We start from the raw sequence: 25,974 nt of genomic DNA on the forward strand, positions 1-25,974 counted from the left end.
TATATACTCTACTCTATGAAAGCATTTTTATTTACCTTAATTACCTGCTCCCTACTTTTTACATTCCAACCATCCAAAGCACAATCAGAGCTCTGGTCAACCACCACCTACGGCAAAGATGGCATGGGTTCCCTTTTTAAAACAGATTCTGCGGGTAATGGTCCAATAGTAACACCTGCATTTAGTTCAAGTGTTCCCGGACGTTATCCAAATTATAACAAACTATGCGAATCAAATTCACAACGCCTTTATGGGACAATGTTTGGTGGCTCGTATGGACAAGGAATTTTGTATGAATTCGATCCACTAACAGAAGTCTATACTAAAAAAATTGATTTCAATGGCACAAATGGTACTCAACCCGAAGGGGGATTAGTGAAAGCTGCGAATGGAAAACTATATGGTGTTACCCATTCTGGAGGGACTTCGGGATTGGGAACGTTGTTTGAATATGACCCAACAACAAACGTGCTCATTACAAAAGTAAATTTTTTAGGTAGTTCGAATGGCGCGTATCCTATGGCTACCCTGTTTCTTGCTTCCAACGGAAAGCTTTACGGTACAACAGAAGGCGGAGGATCGGCAAACCTTGGAACCCTATTCGAATATACTGTAGGAAGCACCACTGTTTCTAGAAGATATAGCTTTAACAATTCAACCGGAGTTCAACCAAGAGGAGTTCTTGCCCAAGCATCTAATGGAAAGCTATACGGATTAACGCCTTTAGGAGGGGCATATGACAGCGGGATCTTGTTCGAATTCACTATTGGAACATCAACAATCACAAAAAAATTTGACTTCAACGGAAGTGTTTCTGGTGCATATCCAAATGGAGGATTAACAAAAGGACTTGATGGTGTATTATATGGAATGACTGGTGGAGGAGGAGCGAATGATGAGGGAGTATTTTTCGAGTATGATGCAATTGCCAACCTGTACACAAAAACGCATGATTTTAATGGCATTTCAACAGGAGCTTATCCCAAAACAGACATCTTTGTAAGTCCATCCGGTTTATTGTATGGACTTACGAGTGAAGGCGGCACAGCTGGAGTGGGAACATTATTTGAATACGACCCCATCAATACTACAATTATTAAAAAAATGGATTTTTCATCCGTTGCAAATGGTGCACATCCAATGAGCGCAATGGTTTTGGCATACAATGGTTTAGCATATGGCTTAACCTCCGAAGGTGGTACTGCTTCTTTAGGAACCCTTTTTAAATATGATTTCATTTCAGATAGTTATACCAAAATCATTGATCTTTTAGAGGGAGCAACAGGTGGTGAACCTAAATCAGGAGTAATACTTGCAAATGACGGGTTAATTTATGGTGTAGCGGGCTGGGGTGGCGCATACGGCTTCGGAACAATTTACAAATTTGATCCATCAACCAATGCCAATACCCATGAAATTGTGTATAGTTTTACAACTGCAACAGGAAGAACGCCCTACGCCAGAATTATTCAAGCATCCAATGGCAAATTTTATGGCACTACGTTTACTGGTGGTGCAAACGATTATGGAGTAATTTATGAATATGATCCCCTTTCTTCCTTATATACAAAGCTATTTGATTTTAGTAACACTGCTGGAAGCTATTCTTTCGGGGCGCTGCTTGAATCTGGAGGTCTTTTATACGGGATGTGTAATGGTGGTGGATCCTTCGGACTGGGAACCTTGTTTTCTTTTGACATCACGTCTGGTATTTTTACAAAATGGGTAGACTTTGATGGATCAACGAAAGGTCAATTGCCTAGAGGTGAATTGACGCTTGGTAGCAATGGCAAAATATATGGCATGGCCTCTCGTGCTGATGCAACACACCTTGGTGTTATTTTCGAATTTGATCAGAGCACTCATGTATTTACAAAAAAATACGACTTCCCAGTTAGCTCTGGTTCGCCTGCCTACCCTTATGGAAAGTTAACAGAAGCGCCTAACGGAATGTTTTACGGAACCACCAGTGAAGGTGGCACTTCTGGAGCGGGGTGCATTTTTGAATTTAATCCAACAACAAACGCATTCACAAAAAAATTTGATTTTGTTACTAGTACATCAGGGAAAGCCCCATGCGGAAATTTGTTTTTGGCAAATGATGGAAAGCTTTATGGTTTAACATCTTTGGGAGGGGCAAATGGTGGTGGTACCACTTTTCAATATGATTATATTTCAAATGTTTTTACAAAAAAAATCGACTTTAACACAACAACTGGTCACAACCCTAATTCAACAATTGGTTTCATTGAGGTTTGTCAATCTATTTATATTGTGGAACAGCCAACGCTAATACAAGATTGTGTTGGTAATCCTGTTACAATTAATTCTGGGGTAACGCCTGGTGCTGGGATTTCCTTTCAATGGTATAAAGATGCAGTAGCAATTATTGGTGCAACATCTGCGACTTACGATATTCTTTCCGCTGATACTATAAATAATGGCCTTTATTTTTGTAACGTATCAAATACATGCAGAAATATAAATACACCAACCGTAAACTTAAGTGTAGAACCTGTTCAACTAATAACACCAGCAACACCAGGTCCAATTTCCGGTGCATCAAATATTTGCCCTTATCTTGGACTTAACGTTGCAGTAACTTATTCTGTTAGTCCTGTTGTTGGCGCATCTGTCTATATATGGACCGTTCCTGCATATGCCACAATTCTTTCAGGGCAAGGAACAAATTCCATTAATGTGCGTTATTCTAGCGCTTTTGTCGCTGCAAACATAACTGTTATGGCCTCCGCAAGTTGTGGAGGAAATAGTGGAATAAGTTCTTTAGGATTAACCAAAACCTTGGCAACTACTCCAGGTCCAATAGCGGGTCCAAAAAATAATTTATGCCCTTTAACAACTTATACTTATACAACAACTCCCGTTGCATCTGCAACATCCTATACTTGGGCTGTACCAAGTGGAACAACAATTATTTCCGGACAAGGAACAACCTCTTTATCAGTTTCATTCCCTGCAACTTTCGCCTCTGGAACAATTACCGTTAAATCTGTAAATCAATGTTCTAACAGCTCCACGGTTTCGTATGCTGTTTCCAAAAAACCTGCAACTCCTGGAGCAATAACAGGTATTAAAAACGTTTGTGCAAACATTCAGAACGGAACCCCTCTTACTTATTCCATTACTGCCCTAGCTGGCGTTAGTTCCTATCAATGGACAACTCCATTGGGGGTTACCTTGTTGTCAGGACAAGGCACAACGAGTGTTTCACTTTCCTTTGACCCCTCTTTCGTTTCTGGCACAGTAACCGTTTGCGCAGTAGGAACCTGTATAAACAGTAATCCTGCATCAATAGCACTTACAAATGCGGCAGCATTACCTGCTTCAATTAGTGGAGATGGAAGTATTTGTACACAAATAACAAATGGAACAGATGTGGTTTATTCTACTCCTTTTGTCTCTTCTGCCCTATCATATATTTGGACAATACCATCAGGAGCAACAATTGTATCTGGAGGAGGGACGAATACAATTCTGGTTCATTTTGATACAACTGTTGTTACAGGATCACTTATAAAGGTTGCTATTCTAAACATGTGCGGAGCCACAAGTGGTACAAGACAAAAAAGTCTTACAACCTGCCATATGCCTATTCTATACCAAGACCCAAATCAAGAAATTTTTGCCTCTGACAATTCCGATTCCAACGCAAAAGACATTTTTATTTTTCCTAATCCTGCAGAGGATCTCTTGAATATTACTTTAAATAGTTCAACTGATGAAGATGTTACACTCCTTGTATATAATGTCCTTGGCGAAATTGTCTATGAAAGAAAACACTTCATTCAAGCTGGAGAACAAACAATTACGACAAATATTGGAGACTGGGTTTCTGGAGCATATCAAATTGTAGTTATTGGTCAAAGCGGCCGCAGATCAAAAACCATAGTTAAAAAATAATTTTTTAACTATGCGTGCTAGATGGTTTCTTTATTTTTAGTATTTTTGCCGACAATTAATAAGGTCCTGTGGCCGAGTGGCTAGGCTGAGCTCTGCAAAAGCTCCTACTGCGGTTCGAATCCGCACGGGACCTCAATAAAATCTGATTCCATTCGCTATTCGCGAATGGAATTTTCTTTTTAGGATAAGACAGTAAAGCCTTTTGGCTTTGACTGGTGAAATCCAAAAAAGAAAATCGGCATGGATATGCCGGAATCAGATTTTTGACTTTAGGCTTGCCCAAAGGAGATTTAATCCGCACGGGCTGGTGCAGGGAACCTCAAAAGTAATCTATCAAACTCACATCCTGCTCCCAATCCATTCCACAAAATCAAACTGTTTATCTAAGGTGTCTGCTTTTGCTTTCGACTGTTCCTTTTTGAGTTTTTTGTGCAGTTGTTTCAGCTTCTCTTTCTTTTGTGCAGTAGGTTTTCCATCCCAAATCAAACGAATTGCCTCCAGTATATTTATCCCGGTTGTATGCTTTTTTTCCTGGTTCAAAAAACGTTTTGTAGACTGGAACTGATTATCGAAAAACAAATCTTCCTTTTCATATAAAACAATTAAATACAACAACCGAGTGTTGATGCGCTGTTCTATTCGAATACTAATATCTCGTTCGGTATTCAGAATTTTATTCAGCCACTTAATGGCTCCTCGATAATCCTCTTCGCAAAAAGCAATTACTGCCATCATGAAAAACAAGTCGAAAAGAGCCGGACTAAACAACAAGCTTATTTTTTTTATTTCCGGTTCAATTCGTTTTATCAGTGCTGCCCCCTCTTTTGTTTCGCCTAGTTTATATAATAAAAACAATTCGCTTTCATGGGTATGAATAAAAACCATTTTTGAAAGAGTAGGATTTTTTATTTTATACGTTTGCATAAAGCTACGTTGCTTGTAAAGCATTGGCATCACCTCATCGTACTTTTCCATGGCAAACATTAAACTCACCAAGTTGTTGTTGTTTGATTGGTAAATATTGGGCAATTCAACAATAAACTGCTTGGTGTTTTCGAGTAAAGAATTTATTTCTATATAACACGCTAATCGCTGTGCTGCTTTGTTTTCAACGGAGTAAATCAATCCCATCGAAGAAAAATAATAATATCGCGCCCAAAAACTATTAACCTCTTTTGCCGGAGGATAATGTTTTTTAAGTTCTGCTTCTTGCTGCCTTAAAAAGGAAGCAGGAACTTTTCCACGATACATTTCAATTTGAATCTTAAATGCAATTCGCATTAATGCCGATTGAATCCTGATCACTTCCAGAATTCGTAACTCTTCATCAAAACTTTTATACAGATTCTCAACATCTTCATCCTTGATATACACCAATATTTCCCAACGAACAATCAGTTTCAAAATGGAAAACTTTTCCAATGAGTACGCTTCAGCCTTTGCCTTTTTAATCAGTTTCTTGCAATGATTGAACAATCCTTTATTATACAATATTTCTATCGTCATAATAATATTGCAATACCTCGTCAGGAAAGTTCGGTCTTTATGAAACGCATTTAAACCATCTAAGATGTGGTTGTACAAATAATGCTTTTCGGAAGGCAAATGTGAAACAAAGGTTTCTTGACTAAATAGTGCTTTGATTTTTTCCTCATCGTATTGTTCTTGTTTGTCAATTGCATCAAACAAGCGGATATAGTTGTTTTCACCAGCAATTACGTGTCGGGAAGAGAAGATTTTAAAATATCTTTTCTCCGACATACTTAAATTTTTAACCAATTGATGTAACTCGTCCGATGGTTTCATGCCTTCTGATTATTAATAATGAAATGGATTTACTCCCTTAAAAGTATCTATAAATTTAGATTTATTATTTAAAAATAGCAAATCAGACTTCCAATAATAATTTGTTTTTGGGTTTGCTTCGGGAGACGTGCTATTCTAAATTTGATTTATTATTCGCCCAACTACTTAAAAAACTACTATGAAAAACACACAGCTTATTTGCATCGTTATTTTTTAACACCGTCCGAAATGCCTTGATAAGAAAGACACCTAGGGGCATTCCCCTTCTCCTTTTTATCACAATTCATTTCTGCAATAGAGGGCTACCCCTCTTGTTGCTATAGCGGTCAATGGATTATTTTTGCTTTATCTCTTTGCACTCGACATACATATAATATAACATTTAATTTTTAAGATTTTCCCAACATGAAACACCTAGCCAAAATTTTTACCTTTTTGCTTCTTGCTTTTTCTGTTTCTAACGCTAATGCAAGTGGAGGCAATCCGGCATGGGCAAACAAGTACGAGCACTCAAAAAGTTTTATAGAAAATAAAGGCCAATTTAACTTACCATATGAAACAACTGACCAGGTTGAATTTGCATATGACAACAGTTCAACTAGAATTTATTTCACAAAAAAGGGCTTAACTTATAGTTTCTTAAAGATGTGGAAAGACAAGGAAGAAGAGGGTGAAAAAGACAGAGACACCAAGAAGCCGCATTTTCAAGATGTACGAACATTGGAAGAATGGAAAAAGAAAGAAGCAGAAGAACACAAACCAAAATTCATTGCCGATTACGTTACTATTGAATGGGAAAACTCCAACCCAAACGTGCAGATTGTAGCAGAACAAAAAATCTCGAGTTATTTCAGTTATACTTTTAAAAATAAAACAGGAGCAGAAGTAAATGAAAACTTCTTGGCTGGGTACGAAAAGATTACTTATAAAAATCTTTATCCAAACATTGATGTGGAGTATGTGTTTCATCCATCAGAAGGAATTAAGTATTCCATCACACTTCACCCTGGTGCTGATCCATCGTTAATAAAAATGAAATACGATGAATCAAAAAAGCTAGCAATTGAAAATGGTAACCTAACTATTGCAACAGAACTAGGAAAAATCATTGACCACGCTCCCATTACCTTTTATGGAGGAAACGTTCCCTCTGTTATCAAATCAAATTTTGTAAAAACAGGAAACAGTATTTCTTTTCAGTTAGACAATTACGATAATACCAAAACTGTTATTATTGATCCGTGGACTGTAACTCCAAGTTTCACAACTAATTGGGATTGTGTTTGGGAATGCGAAAAAGATGGTGCGGGAAACGTTTATATTATTGGCGGTGTTACTCCATTACAATTAATAAAATACAATTCAACTGGAGCAATTCAGTGGACCTACAACACACCATACGACACTACTAGCTGGCTAGGAACTTTTGCAACCGACAACATTGGTAATTCTTATGTTGCAAACGGTTCAACTGCTGCAATTATAAAAGTAAATACCGCAGGCGGACTTGTATGGAACAACCCTAGTCCTGGAGGATTGTTAACGAGTACCGAATTCTGGAGCATCGCTTTTAATTGTGATCAATCACAATTGGTAATTGGGGGAACTGGTAATATTTTACCTCCACTTCCACATGTATACAATGTGGATGTTGCTACAGGAAATGTGACTGCAAATATCCAAGTAACAGACGGAGCCTTATTTCCTACTCAAGAAGTAAGATCAATTACTGCTTGTGGAAATGGTAAATTTTATTGGTTAACTCATGACTCCATTGGCTTCTTTAATCAAAATTTTTCCTTTTGTCCAAGTGGTGGAAGTGCAGTTGAGTTTCACCGCGACAACACTTATGGTTTTGGCTATAAATGTGAGAACTGGAGATATGACAATACTGGCATTAATGCCATCAGAGCGAACACCAATTTTGTATATACTCACAAAGGAAATACAATTCACAAACGTGATTTAATAACCGCAAACATTATTACTTCAGCAGCCATCCCTGGAGGCTCATTTATTGGCGGATTCGGAGGCAATCAAGTAGGAAATGCCGGCATCGACATTGATAATTGTGGAAATGTTTATGTTGGCTCAACCAATGCAGTTTTAAAATACGATGCCAACCTTGTTTTACTCGCAACCTATCCTACTACTTTTAATGTTTATGATGTGCATGTTACTTCTGGCGGAGATATTATTGCTTGTGGAACAACCGGAAATTCAGGAACCGCAATCAGAACAGGATACATCCAACAAATTACTGCTGGAGCATGTGCCGTTTTAGCTCTTACCTGCTGTAATACCGCTATTTGTACCGTCCCATCCGTTTGTTTAACAGCCGCACCATTTAACCTGACTTCCGCACAAACTGGCGGAACGTGGAGTGGAACAGGAATTACAAATGCATCCGCAGGAACATTCAGTCCTGCTGTATCAGGAGTAGGAACTTTTATAATTACATATACATTACCTTGTGGATCTGAAACCGTTTCTATTACTGTAAATCCGTGTACTGCATTAATTCTTTGTCAAGGTCCTGGAGCATTATCTGCTTCCGTTTCTGGTGGAACTGGTCCATACCAATGGCAAACATCATCCACTACGAATCCTTGTGTTGCTGGTTTAGGATTTTGTGGCGGAAGCCCATTTAGTGTTGCTGGCCCGCCAGTGACTGTATGGACAACTTTTTTCACAGGCTCAACAGCAACATTGCCAGGAACCTATCCGATTCAAATAGTTGACGCTGCTGGAACTATCTACACCATAGCCAATGCAGCTGCTTATGCTGCATTAGCTCCTTGTTCAGGGTGTCCGACCTTAACAGCAAACATAACAGCACAAGTAAATGTTGCCTGCTTTGGCGCATCTACCGGAAGCTTCAATGTTTCAACAACTGGAGGAGCAACACCATGGGATTATACATTATTAAATGGAGCTACGACTGTTGCCACATTTACAAACGTAGCAGGAACCCAAGCATTCACTGGTTTACCTGCAGGAACCTACACGTTAAACATTGTGGATAATAATGGTTGCCCTGGAACGGCTACCATTACCATTACACAGCCAGCAGCAGGAACAACAACTGCGAATGCTGGTCCGAATCAAACCGTTTGTGGAACCACTGCTACATTGGCCGGAAATACTGCTACCGTAGGAACAGGAGCTTGGTCACTTGTAAGTGGTGCAGGAACAATCACCAGCACTTCCCTACCTAATTCAGGAGTAACGGGATTAGGTGTTGGACCAAATGTATTTATGTGGACGATTTCAAATCCACCTTGCCCTTCTACAACAAGTACTGTAACAATAACAGGAGTAGCAACACCAACTGTTGCGAATGCGGGTCCGGCTCAAACAATTTGTGGAACAACTGCTACACTTGCCGGAAATACAGCCGTTGCAGGAATCGGAACATGGACATTAGTAAGTGGTGCTGGAACCATTACAACACCGTCTTCTCCTACATCCGGTATAACTGGATTGGGCGTTGGACCAAACGTATTTCAATGGTCTATTGCAAATGCGCCTTGTCCTCCTTCGACATCAACGGTTACCATTACAGGCGTTGCAGCACCAACAACAGCTAATGCAGGACCAGCTCAAACGGTTTGCGGAACCACAGCAACTCTTGCCGGAAATGCTGCTACAACAGGAACTGGAACATGGACATTGGTGAGTGGTGCAGGAACCATTACAACACCATCTTCTCCTACTTCCGGTATTACCGGCTTAGGCGTTGGTCTTAACGTGTTTCAATGGTCGATTACAAATGCCCCTTGTCCTCCATCAACATCCACGGTAACCATTACAGGTGTTGCAACACCGACCGTTGCAGCAGCCGGACCAAATCAAACATTGTGTAGTACAACTTTTACAATGGCTGGAAATGCCCCTGCAACAGGAACAGGAACATGGACCCTGGTAAGTGGAGCAGGAACAATTACAACACCTGGATCTGCTACAACAACTATTACATCTGTTGGAGCTGGAGCAAACGTATTCATGTGGACAATTTCAAATCCTCCATGTCCGAACTCAACAAGCACCGTAACCCTTACAAATACAGGTGGGCCAACAACATCTATTGCTGGTTCTCCTCAATCGGTTTGTGCAACAACTGCAACATTGGCCGGGAATACACCAACCGTTGGAACAGGTTTGTGGACTTTGGTGAGTGGAGCAGGAACAATTACAACACCTGCATCACCTACTTCTGGAGTAACCGGATTGGGTGTTGGTCCGAATGTTTTTGAATGGACCATTTCGAATCCTCCGTGTACGCCATCCACCTCTACAGTTACCATCACAGGTGTTGCTGCCCCAACAAGTTCAAATGCCGGTGCAACACAAGTTGGTTGTAGTTCAACATTCACCATGGCAGGGAATGCGCCTACCGTTGGAACGGGAACCTGGACAGTAATAAGTGGTTCAGGAACAATTACCACTCCATCTTCTCCAACAACAACCATAACAGGCGTTGGGGCAGGAACAAACGTCTTTATGTGGACCATTGATAATCCTCCTTGTCCAGCAAGCACGGATACGGTTACATTAATTAATACCGGTGGGCCAACAACATCCCTTGCGGGAACCGATCAGACGGTGTGTAATACAACGGCTACATTGGCTGGAAACACGCCTCTAACAGGAACAGGAGCATGGACTGTCATTGGTGGAACAGCAACAGTAACAACACCATCCTCTCCAACCTCCGGAGTAACCGGATTGTCTGTTGGACCAAACGTTTTTGTGTGGACAATCTCTAGTCCGCCTTGTGCACCATCTACTGACACCATCATCATTATACAAATGAATCCAGTATCTACCTCTCTCGCAGGACCAAACCAAACCATTTGTAGCAATACTGCAACACTTGCAGGAAACACTCCTGCTGTTGGAACAGGAACTTGGACCTTGGTAAGTGGTGCAGGAACAATTACAACACCGGGATCACCAACAACGACAGTAACCGGATTAGGTGCAGGAGCAAATGTGTTTATGTGGACCATTTCGAATCCACCTTGTCCGAGCTCTACAAGTACTGTCACCATTAACAATACAGGTGGGCCATCCGTTAGCACGACCTCACAAACGAATGTGGATTGCAATGGAAACAGCAGCGGAGCGGCAACGGTTGCCGGTTCCGGAGGAGCTGGGTCTTACACTTATTCATGGACAGGAGGAGCAGGAGCTAGCGCCAGTGCTACAGGTTTATCAGCGGGAAGCTATACGGTTACTATAACTGACGGTGCAGGCTGTTCAACCACAACAATCATTACTATTACACAACCTTCTCCAGTATCAGGAGTGGTAAGCACAACAACCGCAACATGCGGATTAAGCGATGGTGCTGCTGCTGTTGCTGCATCTGGAGGAACAGGCGCGTTGACATATTCTTGGTCACCGGGAGGAGCAACAACCGCTTCCATCACCGGAATTCCTTCGGGATTATATACTGTTACAATAACTGATTCATTGGGATGCGTAAGTTCGGCTTCCGGCACTGTAGGTTCTGTTGGGGGGCCTGCAGTTAATGCCGGAGCCGGAAGTACGATTGTTTCAGGAGGAACAGCCATCTTATCTGGTACCGGTAGTCCGGGTGTTACGTTTAGTTGGTCACCGGCAGCAACAGTAAGCTGCCCAACATGTGCCACCACTGTTGCATCACCAACGCAAACAACAACCTATACACTTACGGTTACCATTAACGGTTGTACATCATACGATACGGTAACCGTATTTGTTGAAATTGAATGTGGTGAATTGTTTGTGCCAAATGTTTTCTCTCCAAATGGTGATGGTAATAACGATGAACTAAAAGTATATGGCAATTGTATTGTCGATTTTGAATTTGTTGTTTTTGATCGCTGGGGACAAAAAGTGTTTGAAATTACAGATCCTGCAATCACATGGGATGGCCGATTTAATGGTAAAATGATGGATGCTGCTGTTTTTGTCTATTACCTGAAAGGAACAGTAAAAGGGATTGATGTGAGCAAACACGGAAACATAACATTGGTAAAATAAGTTAATACAAACGAACCATGAAAACGAAATTCGCCAAACAATATTCTAACTCAATCCTTTTGTGTGTATTCTTAATCACATGCATCTCTGTCACCAGTGTTGCTCAGGATATTCACTTTTCGCAATTTGATGAAACACAATTGCAACTCAACCCTGCTGATGCCGGTGTTCAACATGAAGTTAGAGTGGTTACCAATTATAAAAATCAATGGCAAAGTGTTGGCTCACCTTATAAAACATTTGCGCTTTCTGCTGACGCTCGTCTCTTAAAAGACAAGAAGCATCACTTGGGTTTAGGCGTTGACGTTTTTTCGGATAAAGCTGGAGATGCTAACTTAAAATCCAATCAGGTGAATCTTTCACTTTCAGGTGTAATCAATGTAAGTCAGTACAGTAAGGTGTCTGCAGGATTAATGACCGGATTTGGTCAAAGAAGCATCACGTTAGATGGACTTGAATGGGGTAGTCAGTATGATGGAATGAACTACAACGCAGCGCTTCCAACCGGGGAAACAGCGATTCCCCAAACGTTCAGCTTTGTTGATTTAGGAGCCGGGATTCAATACAGTTACGGAAATAGTGAAATGTATATTTCTGCAAACGATGCACGCAGAATAAATATCGGTGCATCCATTTTTCATCCGCACAACCCCAACTATACATTTTATGGTGACAGCAGACAAATTTTACATACCAAATATGTGTTCCATGGAAATGCAGCAATTGGTGTTAAAAACACCAACTTGGTTTTGAAGCCTTCTTATATTGTTTTTCTGCAAGGAGCAACAAAAGAAATTACTCCTGGACTTACATTCCAATACATTTTACAAGAAGGTTCGAAATACACAAAAAATAAAAAACCAGCAGCGTTTTCAATTGGTGGTTATTATCGTGTTCAAGATGCGTTTATTGCTGTTGCCAAATTCGAATATGCGAACTATTCAATCGGTTTGAGCTACGATGTGAATTTATCCAAATTAAAAACCGTAAGTAAAGCAAGAGGTGGCTTCGAAATTTCCTTACGATTCATTTCGCCAAGTGCATTCAGTAAGCGTTTAAGTGGTCGCTCGAAATTTATATGAGTTTGTTTAAGTTGTAAATTCAGGTGAAGAAGGGGGTTAACATTTTGTTGACTCCCTTTTTTTGTTTCGCTTTTGGAAATTCCTTTTTTTTCTTATCTTAACCCCTCGTTTCGAAGGATAAATGAACTTAAAAGAAACTACTACTACTATCGACACTGCATCTTTGGAAAAATGGATTGCAGAATCATACACTGTTTGCAGAACAAATCCTACTAAAGGAATTGAACTTGCAGACCAAGCGCTTGCTATTGCACTCCCTGGGTCCCTTCAAAAAGCGCAAGCAACAGTGTCGAAAGGAGCTTGTCAAGTGTGGCTTGGAAATTATGAAGAAGCACTCAAAAATCTTTTTGAACCACTACATGAGTTCAATGCATTCCAAGACAGTAAGTTTGAATCACATGCCTTGTATCACATTTTTTGTGCTTTTTATTTTTTAGCGGATTATGACAATGCGCTGAAATATGCATTTGATATGCTTGGACGCGCAGAGAAAAATGGCAACATCAATGCACAGGCAAATGCATTGAATGGGATTGGCTCGGTATATTATACCTCCGGAGAAGATCAAAAAGCTGTTGAAGCACTTTCAAAAGGCTTAGCGGTTGCCGAAAAACAAGATGATAAACATTTGCTGGCAAGAATTCTTGATGGACTTGGCTCAGCCTATTTTAATTTAAAGGACATTGAAAAAGCAATCGATTTTAAAGAGCGCAGTTTAGAAACAGCTCGACCAATCGGTTTAAAAAATGTGGAAGCATATGCTCTTGATGGACTTGCACGCATCTATGCCGAAGCAAATGCAAATAAAATAGCAGAAAAATTATTTTTAGATTGTCTTTCTATCCGCGAAGAACTAGGATTTAGATCCGGAATTGCGGAAACCAATTTACACCTTGGCTCCTTATTTTTTAAAACTCAAGAATATGAGAAAGCGCTCCAACACTTAAAAAGAGCGCTTTTGATTGCAGAAGAAACAAAAACAAAAGAGGTTATCTATAAAACACATGAAGCACTTTCGCTTTATTATGAAAAACATACAAACACCGAAAAATTTGTAGAGCACTTCAAAAAATATTACGCTTATAAAGAAGAATACTTCAGCGAAAAAAACAAACAGAAATTGAAAGGAGCGGAAATGCAATTCAGCATTACGCAAATGGAGAAAGAGAAAGAATTGCTGAGTATCAAAAACAAACAGTTGGAAGCACAATCCAACGATCTAGTTGTATTAAGCGATTTGGGGAAAAAAATCATTTCCCAACTTTCTGTGGAAACAATTAACAATACTGTTTACGAAATCATCAACAATTTGATGGATGCTGCCGGTTTTGGAATTGGGATAGTAACGGAAGACCAGCAGCGATTGATTTTCCCGGGGTACATCGAAAATGGTGTTATTCTGGAATCTTCCGGCTACGACCTGAGCGATAACGACCGGCTGGCACCGCTTTGTTTTAATAAAGAACTGGAAATCATTATTAATGATTACGATTTAGAATTAAACAAATACATCAAAAAACGATTAAACCCGGTCGTAGGGGCAAGTGTTCAATCCATCATTTATTTGCCTCTCAAAATAGGCGTTAAAAAAGTCGGTGTATTGACTGTTCAAAGCTTCAATACAAATGCGTATAGTGAATACAATGTTAACCTTGTTAAAAACCTTGCTGTTTATTGTGCAATCGCTATTGAAAATGCTTCCTCCTATAAAAAGCTGGAAGAACGTGTTGTTGAAAGAACAGAAGAGATTGCAAAAGCACACGAAAATACCCGATTGCTGGGGCAAATGGGACAACAGATTATTTCAAGTGTTAACTTCAACGCCATTTTTAAAAACCTACACGAAAATGTAAGTCGATTAATGAATGCCGATTGCTTTGGTGTACGCATTTATCATCTGGATAAAAACGAAATTGAATACCGGTATGAAATTGAAAACGGTGAATTGCAGGAATCTCTTTCTGTTTCTATGGACAACATCGACAACTTTTCTGTTTGGTGTATGACCAACAAAAAAGAAATATTTATTAATGACAACCTCAACGAATATCAAAAATATACCAGCAAAATTGTTGTTCCAACAGGAGACATGCCCAACTCACTAATTTTTTGTCCCATGATGATTGGAGAGCGAATTATGGGCGTTATCACTGTTCAGAGTTTTGAAAAATTCGCGTACAAACCACAACACATTGATATCTTAAAAACACTGGGAACCTACACCGCTATTGCATTAGAAAATGCAAACCTGGTTGAAAATTTGGAAGACAAAGTGAAAGAGCGAACCAGCGAAGTTGTCAAACAAAAAGAAATTATTGAGGAAACAAACAAACACATTACCGATAGTATCAAGTATGCAAAACGAATTCAGGAAGCCTTTTTACCAAGCGAAAAAAGTATTTCAGAGCATTTAAAAAATGCATTCATTTTGTACAAACCAAAAGATATTGTGAGTGGAGATTTTTATTGGATTGAACGAAAAGGGAATAAAATTTTATTCGCAGTAGTAGATTGCACCGGACATGGTGTTCCGGGCGCATTCATGAGTATCATTGGTTTTAACGGGCTCAATCAAATTGTGAATGAGTACAATTATACCAGACCTGCAGATATCTTAACACACCTCAACAAAAGTATCAGCAATACCTTAAAACAACACGTGGAGGATTCGAAAATTCGTGATGGAATGGATGTGGCGATTTGTTCGATTGATTTAGACAATAATAAACTCGAGTTCGCAGGGGCATTCAGTCCGTTGTTTATTTTACGCAACAACGAAGTTTTAAAATTCAAAGGCGACAAACATCCGATTGGAAACTTTGTGGGTGTTGAAGAATATGAATTCACCAACAATGAAATCGATCTTCTTCCGGAAGACAAAATTTATATTTTCTCGGATGGTTTTGTGGATCAATTTGGTGGTCCGAATGGAAAGAAATTGAAATACAATTATTTCCGTCAATTGTTACTGGACAATCACAAACGCCCGATGCCGGAGCAAAAAGAAAAAATCAACGAATTTTTTGAAGCCTGGAGAACCGGCTTCGAACAAATTGATGATGTTTGTATTATTGGTGTGGCGGTGTAATCAAAAACAAACATTTATCCCAATTCTTCCCCACTCGTGTACCAATCCGTTTTTAAATTCCGGACTAACAATTGCTCGTGAATATTCGAGTCCTAATCGTTTATAAGCCACCACAACTCCTACATAACCCAAACCCACAATTCGTTCAATATCGCTTGGTGGAATCGTATAAATGCTGTTTCTGTTAATCATTCCTCCTTGCATGGTCGCGTTATACGCCACCGCTTTCAGTTTTCCTTTTGCATAAAGATAACACTGAAACTTCCGCACATTTTTTTGTCGCGTTGTTCCCAGATTATTAAAATACGGTTGCATCCAACCTACACGAATCATTGTTCCCAAAGCAAAATCATCGTATAAGGTTCCAATCCTTGCCTCCGCAATTCCTGTTAGTTCAATGTGTTTCCCATTTATCAATCCCTTTTCCAAAAACACATCATAGTTCAATACATAATCATTTTCTATTTGATTTTCCCAACCCAACGGCTGTATGTTATTCAACGCATAATGAATTCCTTTTTGTTCTTGTGCGCCTCTTAAATTCGGACCCATAAAACCTAAATTAATACGAGATGTTAAACGAATCCGCCTTTCCATATCAATCGAAATCAACGAATGAGTAACATAGGCAACAGCAGCAAACGGTCGCTCGCCATAAAAGATGCCTTCGTGCCGGATGCTTCTCGGAGTAAACCCTTGCCGTTCAAGGCTCATTCCATAATAGTCCACGACTCTTTTTCCAGTTCTTCTACCTCGGGGGTTCAACGAAATCAACGTTTTTGCCAATAACGTTTTCTTAAAAACGGGTAAGAAAAACTCTAAGTAAACACCTTGCGTATAATAGCGGTCGGTGGATGCAAAAAAATCGTTCTCATAGTTGTGGCGATAGTAACGATCGGGCAATACAACACTATCCACCTGCGATTGAGAGGCAATGGATAGCATAAAAAAGCAACTGAAAAAAAGGGTTGTTTTCTTGTTCATCGAGTGTATATACGACATACAAAGCTAATCAGATTTTGATGGCTTATAAATTTAAGTACTTAGTTCTCCGTTTTATTTATGAGAATGGTGTATTTTTGAAAACGATTAAAACTTAAACCGCTATGAATCTGCTTAAAAAAATAGGAAAATGGTTTCTCATCATCTTGGTGTTATTAAACCTTGCCATCATCATTTCCGGTAGAACGTATATTTACAAAGCGATTGGAAACACTTATCTAAAAGGCCGTTCGGGTCCAAGCATTGAAGAATATCCTATTTTTGAAAACCGAGAAGTCGCTAGTGGAACTCACCTCGCTTGGTATCATTCCAAAAAATACAATACAAAAACAATCCCATCCGAAGCGCTTTCCAGTTTTGAAAAAAATCAATCCATCGCTTATGTCATCATCAAAAACGATTCGATGATTCATGAACAGTATTGGGATGGTTTTGGTGAAGACTCCCACACCAACTCCTTCTCAATGGCAAAAACATTTGTTTCCATTTTGATTGGTATTGCTATTGATGAAGGAAAAATAAAAAATGTGGACCAACTTGTGGGCGATTTTTTACCGGAATACAAAACAGGAGAAAACACAAAGCTAACCGTGAAACATTTGTTAACCATGTCTTCCGGAATCAACTTTGATGAGAACTATGTAAGCCCATTTGCCTACCCTGCAATGGCTTATTATGGCAACGACTTAAAAGAATTAACCGCTAAATATGCTGTAACAGAAGAGCCCGGTAAGACATTTAAATACTTAAGTGGGAACACGGTTCTATTAGGTTTTGTTTTAGAAAAAGCAACCGGTAAAACCATCAGTGAATATGCTTCCGAAAAATTATGGGTTCCGTTAGGCGCTAAAAATAAAGCATTTTGGAGCTTAGATCACGCCAATGGAGAAGAAAAATCGTATTGCTGTTTCAACTCAAATGCCCCGGATTTTGCCCGTATTGGAGAATTATTTTTAGACAGCGGAAAGTGGAATGGCCGACCAATTGTTTCTGCCGACTATGTTGCGAATTCTATCAAAGTAGCTGATTTGGCAGATGTAAACGGAGGCAAACAAAAAAAATACGGTTACGCCTGGTGGTTGATTCCAAACTATAAGGGTCACAACATTTTTTATGCTCGTGGAATTTTAGGTCAATACATTTTATGCATTCCCGATAAGAAAATGGTGGTGGTGCGATTGGGTAAAAAACGAGAAAAACAATTGCCTACAGAAGATCACCCTAAGGATGTATATGTTTATATTGATGCGGCTTTAGAAATGTATGGGGATTAGTTCGGAATCGAAAGAGTGGCGTTTGTAGCGGTTTGCAAAGCTGCTTTGTCTATTCAAAAACACATACCTAACCCTCTCGATAATTATCGTGATTGAGAAATGAATTAGTTAAAATACAAGATTAATATTACGATTCGTAATTCGTATATTTCGTTTAAATTAGTAATTCGTTGGAATTTTATGAAGAAAGACATTACCCCGCCTACCGTTGAAGACATTGCTATTGCTGTTGTTCGTGAGACAAATGATTTAGAAGAATTAGAATGGAACGTTTATTTCCTCAATTTGAAAAAAGAAAAAATTGAAGGTGTATTGGTTTCTTCGCATGGTTATGGAACCATTAACGAAGAAGCTGTTAAAACCTCTACACTTCGTCATTTTTTAGATGAAGTTGGGCCAAAATCATTTGTAAAATTTGAACCCATTATGGAAACCCTTTTCGGTTTAAACAATGAATATTGGGTAAGCTTTTTTCTGAACAATGTGATGTACGATAAGAAATACATCTTTTTGCCTGAAACGATAAAAGAAGAAAATTTTATCCTGATTCCATATATCAACAAAAAAGGGGTGATGATTAAATAGCATTTTTAAAAACTATAAATTAACCTATGTTAGACACAATCAAGATTACGAATGTTCTTTTTTTAGATGTTGAAACTGCTCCCCTCGTTTATAAATACAAAGACTTATCAGAAAAAATGAAACCCTTATGGGATTCAAAATTTCGTCCCGATCGATACCGAGATTCGCAAGCCGAAACGCCCGAGACACTTTACAAGAAAGCAGGGATTTATGCTGAGTTTGCAAAAATTATTTGCATCTCTGTTGGCTATTTTAATGAAGGAACCTTTCGCGTAAAATCATTTTACGGTGACGATGAAAAAGAGATTTTAGAAGCCTTTTCTGCACTTCTTAATAAGCACTTCAATCGCAAAGAACACCTCTTGTGTGCACACAATGGGAAAGAGTTTGATTTTCCGTTCTTATGCCGCAGAATGCTTATAAACGGACTCAAGCTTCCGAAAACATTGAACATTTCGGGCAAAAAGCCATGGGAAGTAAACCATCTCGACACGATGGAATTGTGGAAATTCGGTGATTACAAGAACTTTACCTCCCTCAATTTATTGGCCGGAATTTTTAATATTCCTACACCGAAAGACGATATTGACGGGTCGGATGTTGCCCGTGTTTACTGGGAAGAGAAGAACTTAAAACGCATTGTTACCTATTGTCAAAAAGATGTGTTAACCGTTGCGCAATTGTTACTTCGCTTCATGGGTCAACCACTCATTGAAAACAAAAACGTGGTTGTTGCCGAATAGTATTCTAAATTTTATTTGCAAGAATCCACCATGTAACCTTTGTTTCTCACTATCTTTGTATACAAATCATTCACATGCATTTCTCAAAAAAATTAGTCCTCTTCAGTGCAATCTTGTTTGCATTGTTCATTCAGTCCTGCAAAGAACCAACAACAGCATTAAGCAAATACGGGCCCGAATTGGAAGGCGTTATGCGTAGTGATTTCGGTACATTCAGAGGGTTTAATCTAGGAGAAAAAATGGACACCATTCTTGCAAAAGAAGAAGGACCGGGGATGGATGCCGATGAAGGATATTTATATTATGAATTTAAACTGAAGGACTCCAACTCGTACAATATCTCCTACAGCTTTGATGATGAAGGCTTAAACGAAATCCAATCGGACGTGTATATCAAAAATCCAAACAACACCGAAAAGGTATTCAACGCTTTTAAATCCTATTTCGATGACCATTTCGGAGAAAATGAAAACCACCAGGGATTCTTTGTGTGGACCGTTAAGTCTGAAAAATATGGCGATGTTCGCATCAACCTGAGTGATGAAAGCTCCGACTTTACAATTCCTGGCAGTCCGGGTAAAATTGCCCTTTGGATATACCCCGACAAACAATAGTCCTTTCTTTTTAATGCTTTATCGGTTTTAGAGCCATTCGGTCGTATTGCACTTGCATATTTCCCTAACAAAACGTACTTTTAGCACTCTTGTAAAAGTGGCATCCGTATGGCAAATGAAATCTTATTAGAAGTTAAGAACCTGGTTACCGAGTTTCGTTCGGAAGAAGAAACGGTAAAGGCCGTAAATGACATTTCATTTACCCTTGCAAAAGGCGAAACCATTGGTATTGTTGGTGAATCCGGATCCGGAAAATCGGTTACCTCTCTTTCTGTCATGCGCTTAATTCCAAACCCTCCGGGTAAAATTACGGGCGGGCAAATCATTTACCACTCCAAAAGAAAAGGCACTATTGATTTGGTAAAGATTTCTGAAAAAGAAATGCGCGAGCTTCGTGGAAACGAAATTGCCATGATTTTTCAGGAACCCATGACCTCTTTAAACCCTGTTTATACCTGTGGCGACCAAGTAATGGAGGCGATTTTACTTCACCAAAAAGTAAATAAAAAGGTTGCCAAACAAATTACTATTGACCTTTTTAAGGAAGTACAGCTTCCTAGACCAGAAGATATTTTTGACAGTTATCCGCACCAAATTTCCGGTGGACAAAAGCAGCGGGTTATGATTGCAATGGCCATGAGTTGCAAACCGAATATTTTAATTGCCGATGAGCCAACCACTGCGCTCGATGTCACCGTTCAAGCAACCATCCTCGATTTGATGCTTAAGCTTCAACGGGAACACGACATGGGAATTATGTTTATTACCCACGATTTAGGTGTAATTGCTGAGCTTGCCGACAAAGTGGTGGTGATGTACAAAGGAAAAATTGTAGAGCAAGGAAGTGTAATGGATATCTTTTCAAATCCACGACACCCTTACACCAAAGGACTTTTAGCGTGCCGTCCACCATTGAACAAACGTTTGCATTGGCTTCCTACCGTTGGTGATTTTATGAAAACCAGCGATAGTGGTGAAATGATTGAAAGTAAACAATCTGTTGAAGAGGTAACAAACAACTTAGTTGTATCTAAATCGGAACGCGAAGAAGCACATAAAAAACTATACGCCAAAGAACCAATTCTTCGGATAAAAAATTTAAAGACCTACTTCCCCATTAAAAAGGGGATGTTTGGAAAAGCAACCGATTTTGTAAAGGCAGTAGATGATGTTTCTTTCGATGTTTACCCCGGTGAGACACTTGGTTTGGTTGGTGAGTCGGGATGCGGCAAAACAACACTCGGCAGAGCATTGCTCCGCTTGGTAGAACCAACCGGAGGCGAGGTGCTTTTCAACGGAACCAACATTACTGCTTTAGATTTAAAAACCTTACGCGATATGCGTAAAAACATACAAATCATTTTTCAAGATCCATATTCTTCTTTAAATCCGCGCATTACTATCGGACAAGCCATTATGGAACCTATGCAAGTGCATGGTATTTTAGAAAATGATAAAGCCAGAAAAGAACGGGTGATTGAGTTGTTGCAACGCGTAAACATGAATGAATCTCATTTCTACCGCTATCCACATGAGTTTTCCGGTGGACAACGCCAACGTATTTGTATCGCAAGAGCATTGGCGTTAAAACCAAAGTTTATCATCTGTGATGAATCTGTTTCTGCACTGGACGTTTCCGTTCAAGCGCAAGTTTTAAATTTGTTAAACGAGTTAAAACGAGAGTTTGACTTTACCTATATTTTTATCTCCCACGATCTTTCGGTCGTTAAATTTATGAGCGACCGAATGGTGGTGATGAACAAAGGGAAAATAGAAGAAATGGGTGATGCAGATGAAATATACAACAACCCACAAACAGAATACACCAAAAATTTAATTAGCTCAATTCCGAAAGGACAATTGGAAGACATTAAAGCTTCGATTGATAAAAAGAACAGTTTGCGTGTTCGTTAATTCATAAGCAATTGCTGAAATGAACAGTCCGAAAAAACGACTTGCAGTATATTTTCTATTTATCTCATTGGGCTTTTTGATTGCCTTTTTGTTTCTCCGAAAAAATAATCCTGTCGCTGAAACCGCAACCAATGTCGCTCCTCCGAAAAAAGATTCCATCATTGTTGTTGCACTCGCGTCCTTTTTTACCGACCTAGAAAACAATGGGGATGGCTATATTTCATTAGAAAAAGCAGCCAGTGGAAAAAAGAGTTGCAAACTTTCCCCAACAAGTGAATTTGGTTTTCTTCAAGCAAAAATCGCGAAAGACATTCCAACCTTTACAAATCTGAAAAGCATTTCGGTAACGTTCAAAGCGCTATTCGAAAAAAAAGATCCAGAAGCGGTTTACGTTCTAACTATTGATGATGGTAGTGGGAAAAACGTTTTCTGGGATGGAAAACCAATAGTATATACCACATCCAAAGAGTGGACAGAACAAACCATCACCTTTGATATCCCGGCAAAATTCCTAAATCCAGAAAATAAACTTTCCGTTTATCCATGGAATAAAAACAAAAACGCTTTTTATGTAGACGATATTCAAATTGATTACATTGGAACAGCGGTTTATCAAGAGTCGATGCCAAATCAATCGGAAAAATCAAATTTGTTTTTTGATTTTGAAACCGAACCCGGATTGTCAACTGCGGACAATGTAAAAGAAACAACGTCACACTCAGGAAAAAAAGCGTGTGATTTAAGCGGTGGAAAAGAATACGGACCTTCCGTCAACAAGAAGTTGGCCGACATTTCTTCGACACTTATAACCAAAATCAGCATGAGTCTTTGGGTGTATCCCTTAACAGATAATCCTAATATTGTTTTAACCGCCTCGGTTGTGAATTCTAAAAGCGAAGCCGTTTTTTGGGATGGAGAGAGCTCAGAGAATAAATCCTTTCCAAAAAATCAATGGACTAAAATAAACACCTCCTTTAAACTTCCGATAGAAAAATTTACCCCTGAAGATATACTGGGAGTTGGTATTTGGAACAAAGGAAAAACAGACCTTATTGTAGATGATCTAGAAATTGTTTACGGTGAAAGTGCCGAGCGGAGAGGCTCTACATCTAAAGTTGATCCGATTTCGATTTATGAAAAACGGTTCGTTGGTGAAAAAAACAAACCGCCATTCCGCACCATCTTGTTTGAAAAACAAGAAATAAAGAATGCTAATTCCTCCTCACTTACTCCAATTGATAAGAATAAAGAAGGAGTCTATTTCTCACCGAATGATGAATTCTTTGTTGGCGATTTTTTTCCGGATAAGAGTGGCTTGGATGAAATTCTTTGTGTTGGGCCAGAAGGAAGTAAAGGGCTTTACACTTATTCTTTGGAGGAAAAACAGTTTAAAGTACTCTGGAGCACTCCATTGGTTGCAGACTCTATCTGGAACAACAATAATAATTTTTATTCCGGAGATTTTAATGTTGACGGTAAGTTAGACATTTTGGTGGTGGATAAGAGTTCCAAAAAGTGGAGCATCCAAACATTCAACGGAAAAGTTTGGACCGCAAAGGCTCAGGGAAGTAATCCTAAAAGTGAATGGTTGAACAAAAATAAAAACGAAACCGTTTTCCCGGGAAACTACTTTGAAAATAAAAAAACAACTATAAAGCTCAACAACGAATGGCGTTTTGACTTGAAGTTGCTGGATGGCGACAATATCCTTGGGAATGTTGATTTTAAAGGATATTCCAACGATTACAATCCTAAGTACTATGAGTTTGTTAAAATTGTTCCCGGAAATTTTTTATCCAAAAACCAAACCTCACTGTTAATTGTAATGTGCAACTGTGCAGATGTTTCTTTTAAGGGAAAACACTGCAAACAAATTGAAGAGTTGACTTTTTTACCGAATAAGGTTGAGCTGTATACCATTTCACCACAGATGACTGAGATAAAATCCAAATGAAAAAAGCACTTAAAACATATCATCTAAGACAATCTTTGTCCGCTGCGGTTAAAAATGTGGTCTTCATTCTTGCACTCACAATCTTTTTCTCCTGCAACCAAAACAAAGAATCAACATCCGAAACGCTCACCTGCTCCGAATTTACGATACAAAATTTTACACCTTTATCTAACTGGCAAGAAGATAGCATCAAACAAAAAAACATTTTCTTAGATTATAATAACGCAAACAATGGTTTTGTTATTCCTACTTTTAAAGACCTTTCAAATGGATTGTTTTCATTTCAATTTGAGATAAAAAACACCTCCACCGTTTCACAAAACCTGTATTATAAAATCTATTATCAAAACGAAAGCTATAAGTTTGAAGAATACGATTCAATTACAAAAGGAGAACACAAATTTGCTGAAGAAAATTTTTACGGAAGTTGGGAAAACACCTCAACCACCTTTAAAAAAATTGTTGTAAATGCAGATGGCACCTTTCACACCATCAACGATGCTTTCCGCATTATCGGTAACCCAAGAAATGAAGAGCGCTATTTTTACAAAGGCGAAAACGATCGTTGGAAAAGAAATCCGCGCGTTGGCGAATACCGATTTTTACTGGTTGTTGCTACCGAAGCAGACCTTAAAAACATTCCAAGTCATATTCAAAACATTGCTCAAAAAATCGACAATCGTTTTTCAAGTCCGTTTTACTATTTCAACTATGGTGATGGAAAAGAGCTCAAGCAAACAATCTCAACCATTTCGCCAACGACTCTAAAAGTTGTTGCTCAACCTAACTTAGGTGGTGGAATTTATATTGACGATAGCCGTTTTAATGGTGATGTGGACAAATCCAATTTTTGTGCAACATGCGGACAAGACAGCAATCTGTATAACAACGCGCCCATTCAACAATTTATAAATTATGTAGATATGTCTACTAAAATGGACAACATTCCTGTGATAGCGGACATTCTAAAAGATAATTATTCGAAAATGGATTATAACTGGAACCGTGCTTTTTACACAAAAGAGGAACTGATTCCAACCATTTTACAAACATCCAAACATCCTTGTGCAACGGTGTATTCCGACCCGAAAGAAAAAAAGATTATCATTAAAAATCCAAAAACGGAATTTGGAGAATGGAAAAAAGAAAGCGTTGGAATCATTACCCGTCATGGATTTACCTATGGAAAATATAGAGTAAAAGTGAAACTTACGGAACTCTTAAACAAAAACAATGTCTGGAATGGTTTAACAAATGCCATTTGGTTAATTACACAAGGCGGTGGTGAATGGAACAACAGAAGAAACTGTAACAAGGATGGCGGCTACATGGCAACATACTAAGGTGGGCCAAACGATAAACGCGTTCCCGCTGTTGATTATACCGAAATTGATTTTGAAATTCTAAAAACACCACCTTATTGTCCGGACAACGCCTTTCCTCCTGTATATAAAAACCCTGGTGATAACAGCAAAAACAACAGCAGCTGGAATGTTCCCTTTCCGGAAGAAGTAACGAATGCAGATGGAAGCGTAACGGTTGCGTGTACCAACTGGGACATGGCTTGTCATGAACCGAAAAACTTTGGTGTGGGTTGTAATCCGATAACTTATCAAAACCAAACGTTTCAAACACACCGTTGGGATCATAACTATCGTGCGCTTACCGAAAAGAAAGAAGAAAGTGATGATGAATTATTTGGTGGTGATTACTATTATTTTGAAATTGATTGGCGCCCCACAGAAATTATCTGGCGCATTGGTGCCGAACCCGACAAAATGCGGGTGGTGGGTTATATGAACGACCAAGTTACTTCTATTCCAAACAATCAAATGCTGTTAATCATAACACAAGAGTATCACAACACGAAATGGTGGCCGGGAGCGCCTTACTCACAAGATAATTTACCGTTTCCACTAAACGATATTCCTGGAGAAATTTTTGAATTAACGATTGAGTAA

The 25,974-nt window shown here is 39.0% G+C and carries 15 protein-coding genes and 1 tRNA gene; 13 read left to right on the plus strand and 3 right to left on the minus strand.

Annotated elements, in window-relative coordinates; all coding sequences use genetic code 11:
* Positions 1-15: 15 nt before the first annotated feature.
* Positions 16-3,921 carry a T9SS type A sorting domain-containing protein gene (locus IPP64_00415; protein ID MBL0327897.1) on the plus strand — a complete coding sequence of 1,302 codons (3,906 nt, stop codon included), beginning with the start codon at positions 16-18 and terminating at the stop codon, positions 3,919-3,921.
* Between the two features lie 62 nt (positions 3,922-3,983).
* A tRNA-Cys gene (locus IPP64_00420) sits at positions 3,984-4,054 on the plus strand.
* 206 nt (positions 4,055-4,260) lie between these two features.
* Here the strand turns inward: IPP64_00420 and IPP64_00425 are convergent.
* Entirely contained in the window at positions 4,261-5,727 is a 1,467-nt protein-coding gene (locus IPP64_00425; GenBank protein MBL0327898.1) for a hypothetical protein, read from the minus strand.
* Positions 5,728-6,132: 405 nt separating this feature from the next.
* Here IPP64_00425 and IPP64_00430 point away from each other — a divergent pair, with 405 nt between their 5' ends.
* The 3 genes from IPP64_00430 (at position 6,133) to IPP64_00440 (ending at position 15,927) form a co-directional block, all read left to right on the plus strand.
* Positions 6,133-11,757 (plus strand): gliding motility-associated C-terminal domain-containing protein, encoded by a 5,625-nt coding sequence (locus IPP64_00430; protein ID MBL0327899.1) that lies wholly within the window; start codon positions 6,133-6,135, stop codon positions 11,755-11,757.
* A 17-nt stretch (positions 11,758-11,774) separates the two neighbouring features.
* Positions 11,775-12,839, plus strand: a complete 1,065-nt coding sequence (locus IPP64_00435; GenBank protein ID MBL0327900.1) for a PorP/SprF family type IX secretion system membrane protein — start codon at positions 11,775-11,777, stop codon at positions 12,837-12,839.
* Positions 12,840-12,960: 121 nt separating this feature from the next.
* Positions 12,961-15,927, plus strand: coding sequence for a GAF domain-containing protein (locus IPP64_00440; GenBank protein ID MBL0327901.1), 2,967 nt, complete (start codon positions 12,961-12,963; stop codon positions 15,925-15,927).
* On the opposite strand, the gene IPP64_00445 is transcribed toward IPP64_00440, so the two are convergent.
* Entirely contained in the window at positions 15,928-16,911 is a 984-nt protein-coding gene (locus IPP64_00445; protein MBL0327902.1) for a lipid A deacylase LpxR family protein, read from the minus strand.
* A gap of 122 nt (positions 16,912-17,033) precedes the next feature.
* On the opposite strand from IPP64_00445, the gene IPP64_00450 reads away from it, so the two are divergent.
* The 7 genes from IPP64_00450 to IPP64_00480 all read left to right on the plus strand — a co-directional run bounded on the left by IPP64_00450 (position 17,034) and on the right by IPP64_00480 (position 25,356).
* Positions 17,034-18,203 carry a serine hydrolase gene (locus IPP64_00450; GenBank protein ID MBL0327903.1) on the plus strand — a complete coding sequence of 390 codons (1,170 nt, stop codon included), beginning with the start codon at positions 17,034-17,036 and terminating at the stop codon, positions 18,201-18,203.
* 180 nt (positions 18,204-18,383) lie between these two features.
* Complete coding sequence (locus IPP64_00455) at positions 18,384-18,788, plus strand: hypothetical protein (GenBank protein MBL0327904.1); 405 nt, start codon at positions 18,384-18,386, stop codon at positions 18,786-18,788.
* Positions 18,789-18,814: 26 nt separating this feature from the next.
* Positions 18,815-19,531, plus strand: a complete 717-nt coding sequence (locus IPP64_00460) for a 3'-5' exonuclease (GenBank protein MBL0327905.1) — start codon at positions 18,815-18,817, stop codon at positions 19,529-19,531.
* 74 nt (positions 19,532-19,605) lie between these two features.
* Complete coding sequence (locus tag IPP64_00465) at positions 19,606-20,145, plus strand: hypothetical protein (protein MBL0327906.1); 540 nt, start codon at positions 19,606-19,608, stop codon at positions 20,143-20,145.
* Positions 20,146-20,253: 108 nt separating this feature from the next.
* Complete coding sequence (locus IPP64_00470) at positions 20,254-22,059, plus strand: ABC transporter ATP-binding protein (protein MBL0327907.1); 1,806 nt, start codon at positions 20,254-20,256, stop codon at positions 22,057-22,059.
* 19 nt (positions 22,060-22,078) lie between these two features.
* Positions 22,079-24,013: a hypothetical protein gene (locus tag IPP64_00475; protein ID MBL0327908.1), complete on the plus strand. Its 1,935-nt coding sequence runs from the start codon at positions 22,079-22,081 to the stop codon at positions 24,011-24,013.
* Positions 24,010-25,356: a hypothetical protein gene (locus IPP64_00480; protein MBL0327909.1), complete on the plus strand. Its 1,347-nt coding sequence runs from the start codon at positions 24,010-24,012 to the stop codon at positions 25,354-25,356. The genes IPP64_00475 and IPP64_00480 overlap by 4 nt, the downstream gene beginning before the upstream one ends.
* Positions 25,357-25,430: 74 nt before the next feature.
* On the opposite strand, the gene IPP64_00485 is transcribed toward IPP64_00480, so the two are convergent.
* Positions 25,431-25,574 (minus strand): hypothetical protein, encoded by a 144-nt coding sequence (locus tag IPP64_00485; GenBank protein MBL0327910.1) that lies wholly within the window; start codon positions 25,572-25,574, stop codon positions 25,431-25,433.
* Between IPP64_00485 and IPP64_00490 the strand changes: the two genes are divergently transcribed.
* A complete protein-coding gene (locus IPP64_00490; protein MBL0327911.1) occupies positions 25,573-25,974 on the plus strand; it encodes a hypothetical protein in 402 nt (133 codons plus the stop codon). The two genes, IPP64_00485 and IPP64_00490, sit on opposite strands and share 2 nt — an antisense overlap.

This window comes from Bacteroidota bacterium (genome assembly GCA_016722565.1).
Classification (GTDB): Bacteria; Bacteroidota; Bacteroidia; order 2-12-FULL-35-15; family 2-12-FULL-35-15; genus 2-12-FULL-35-15.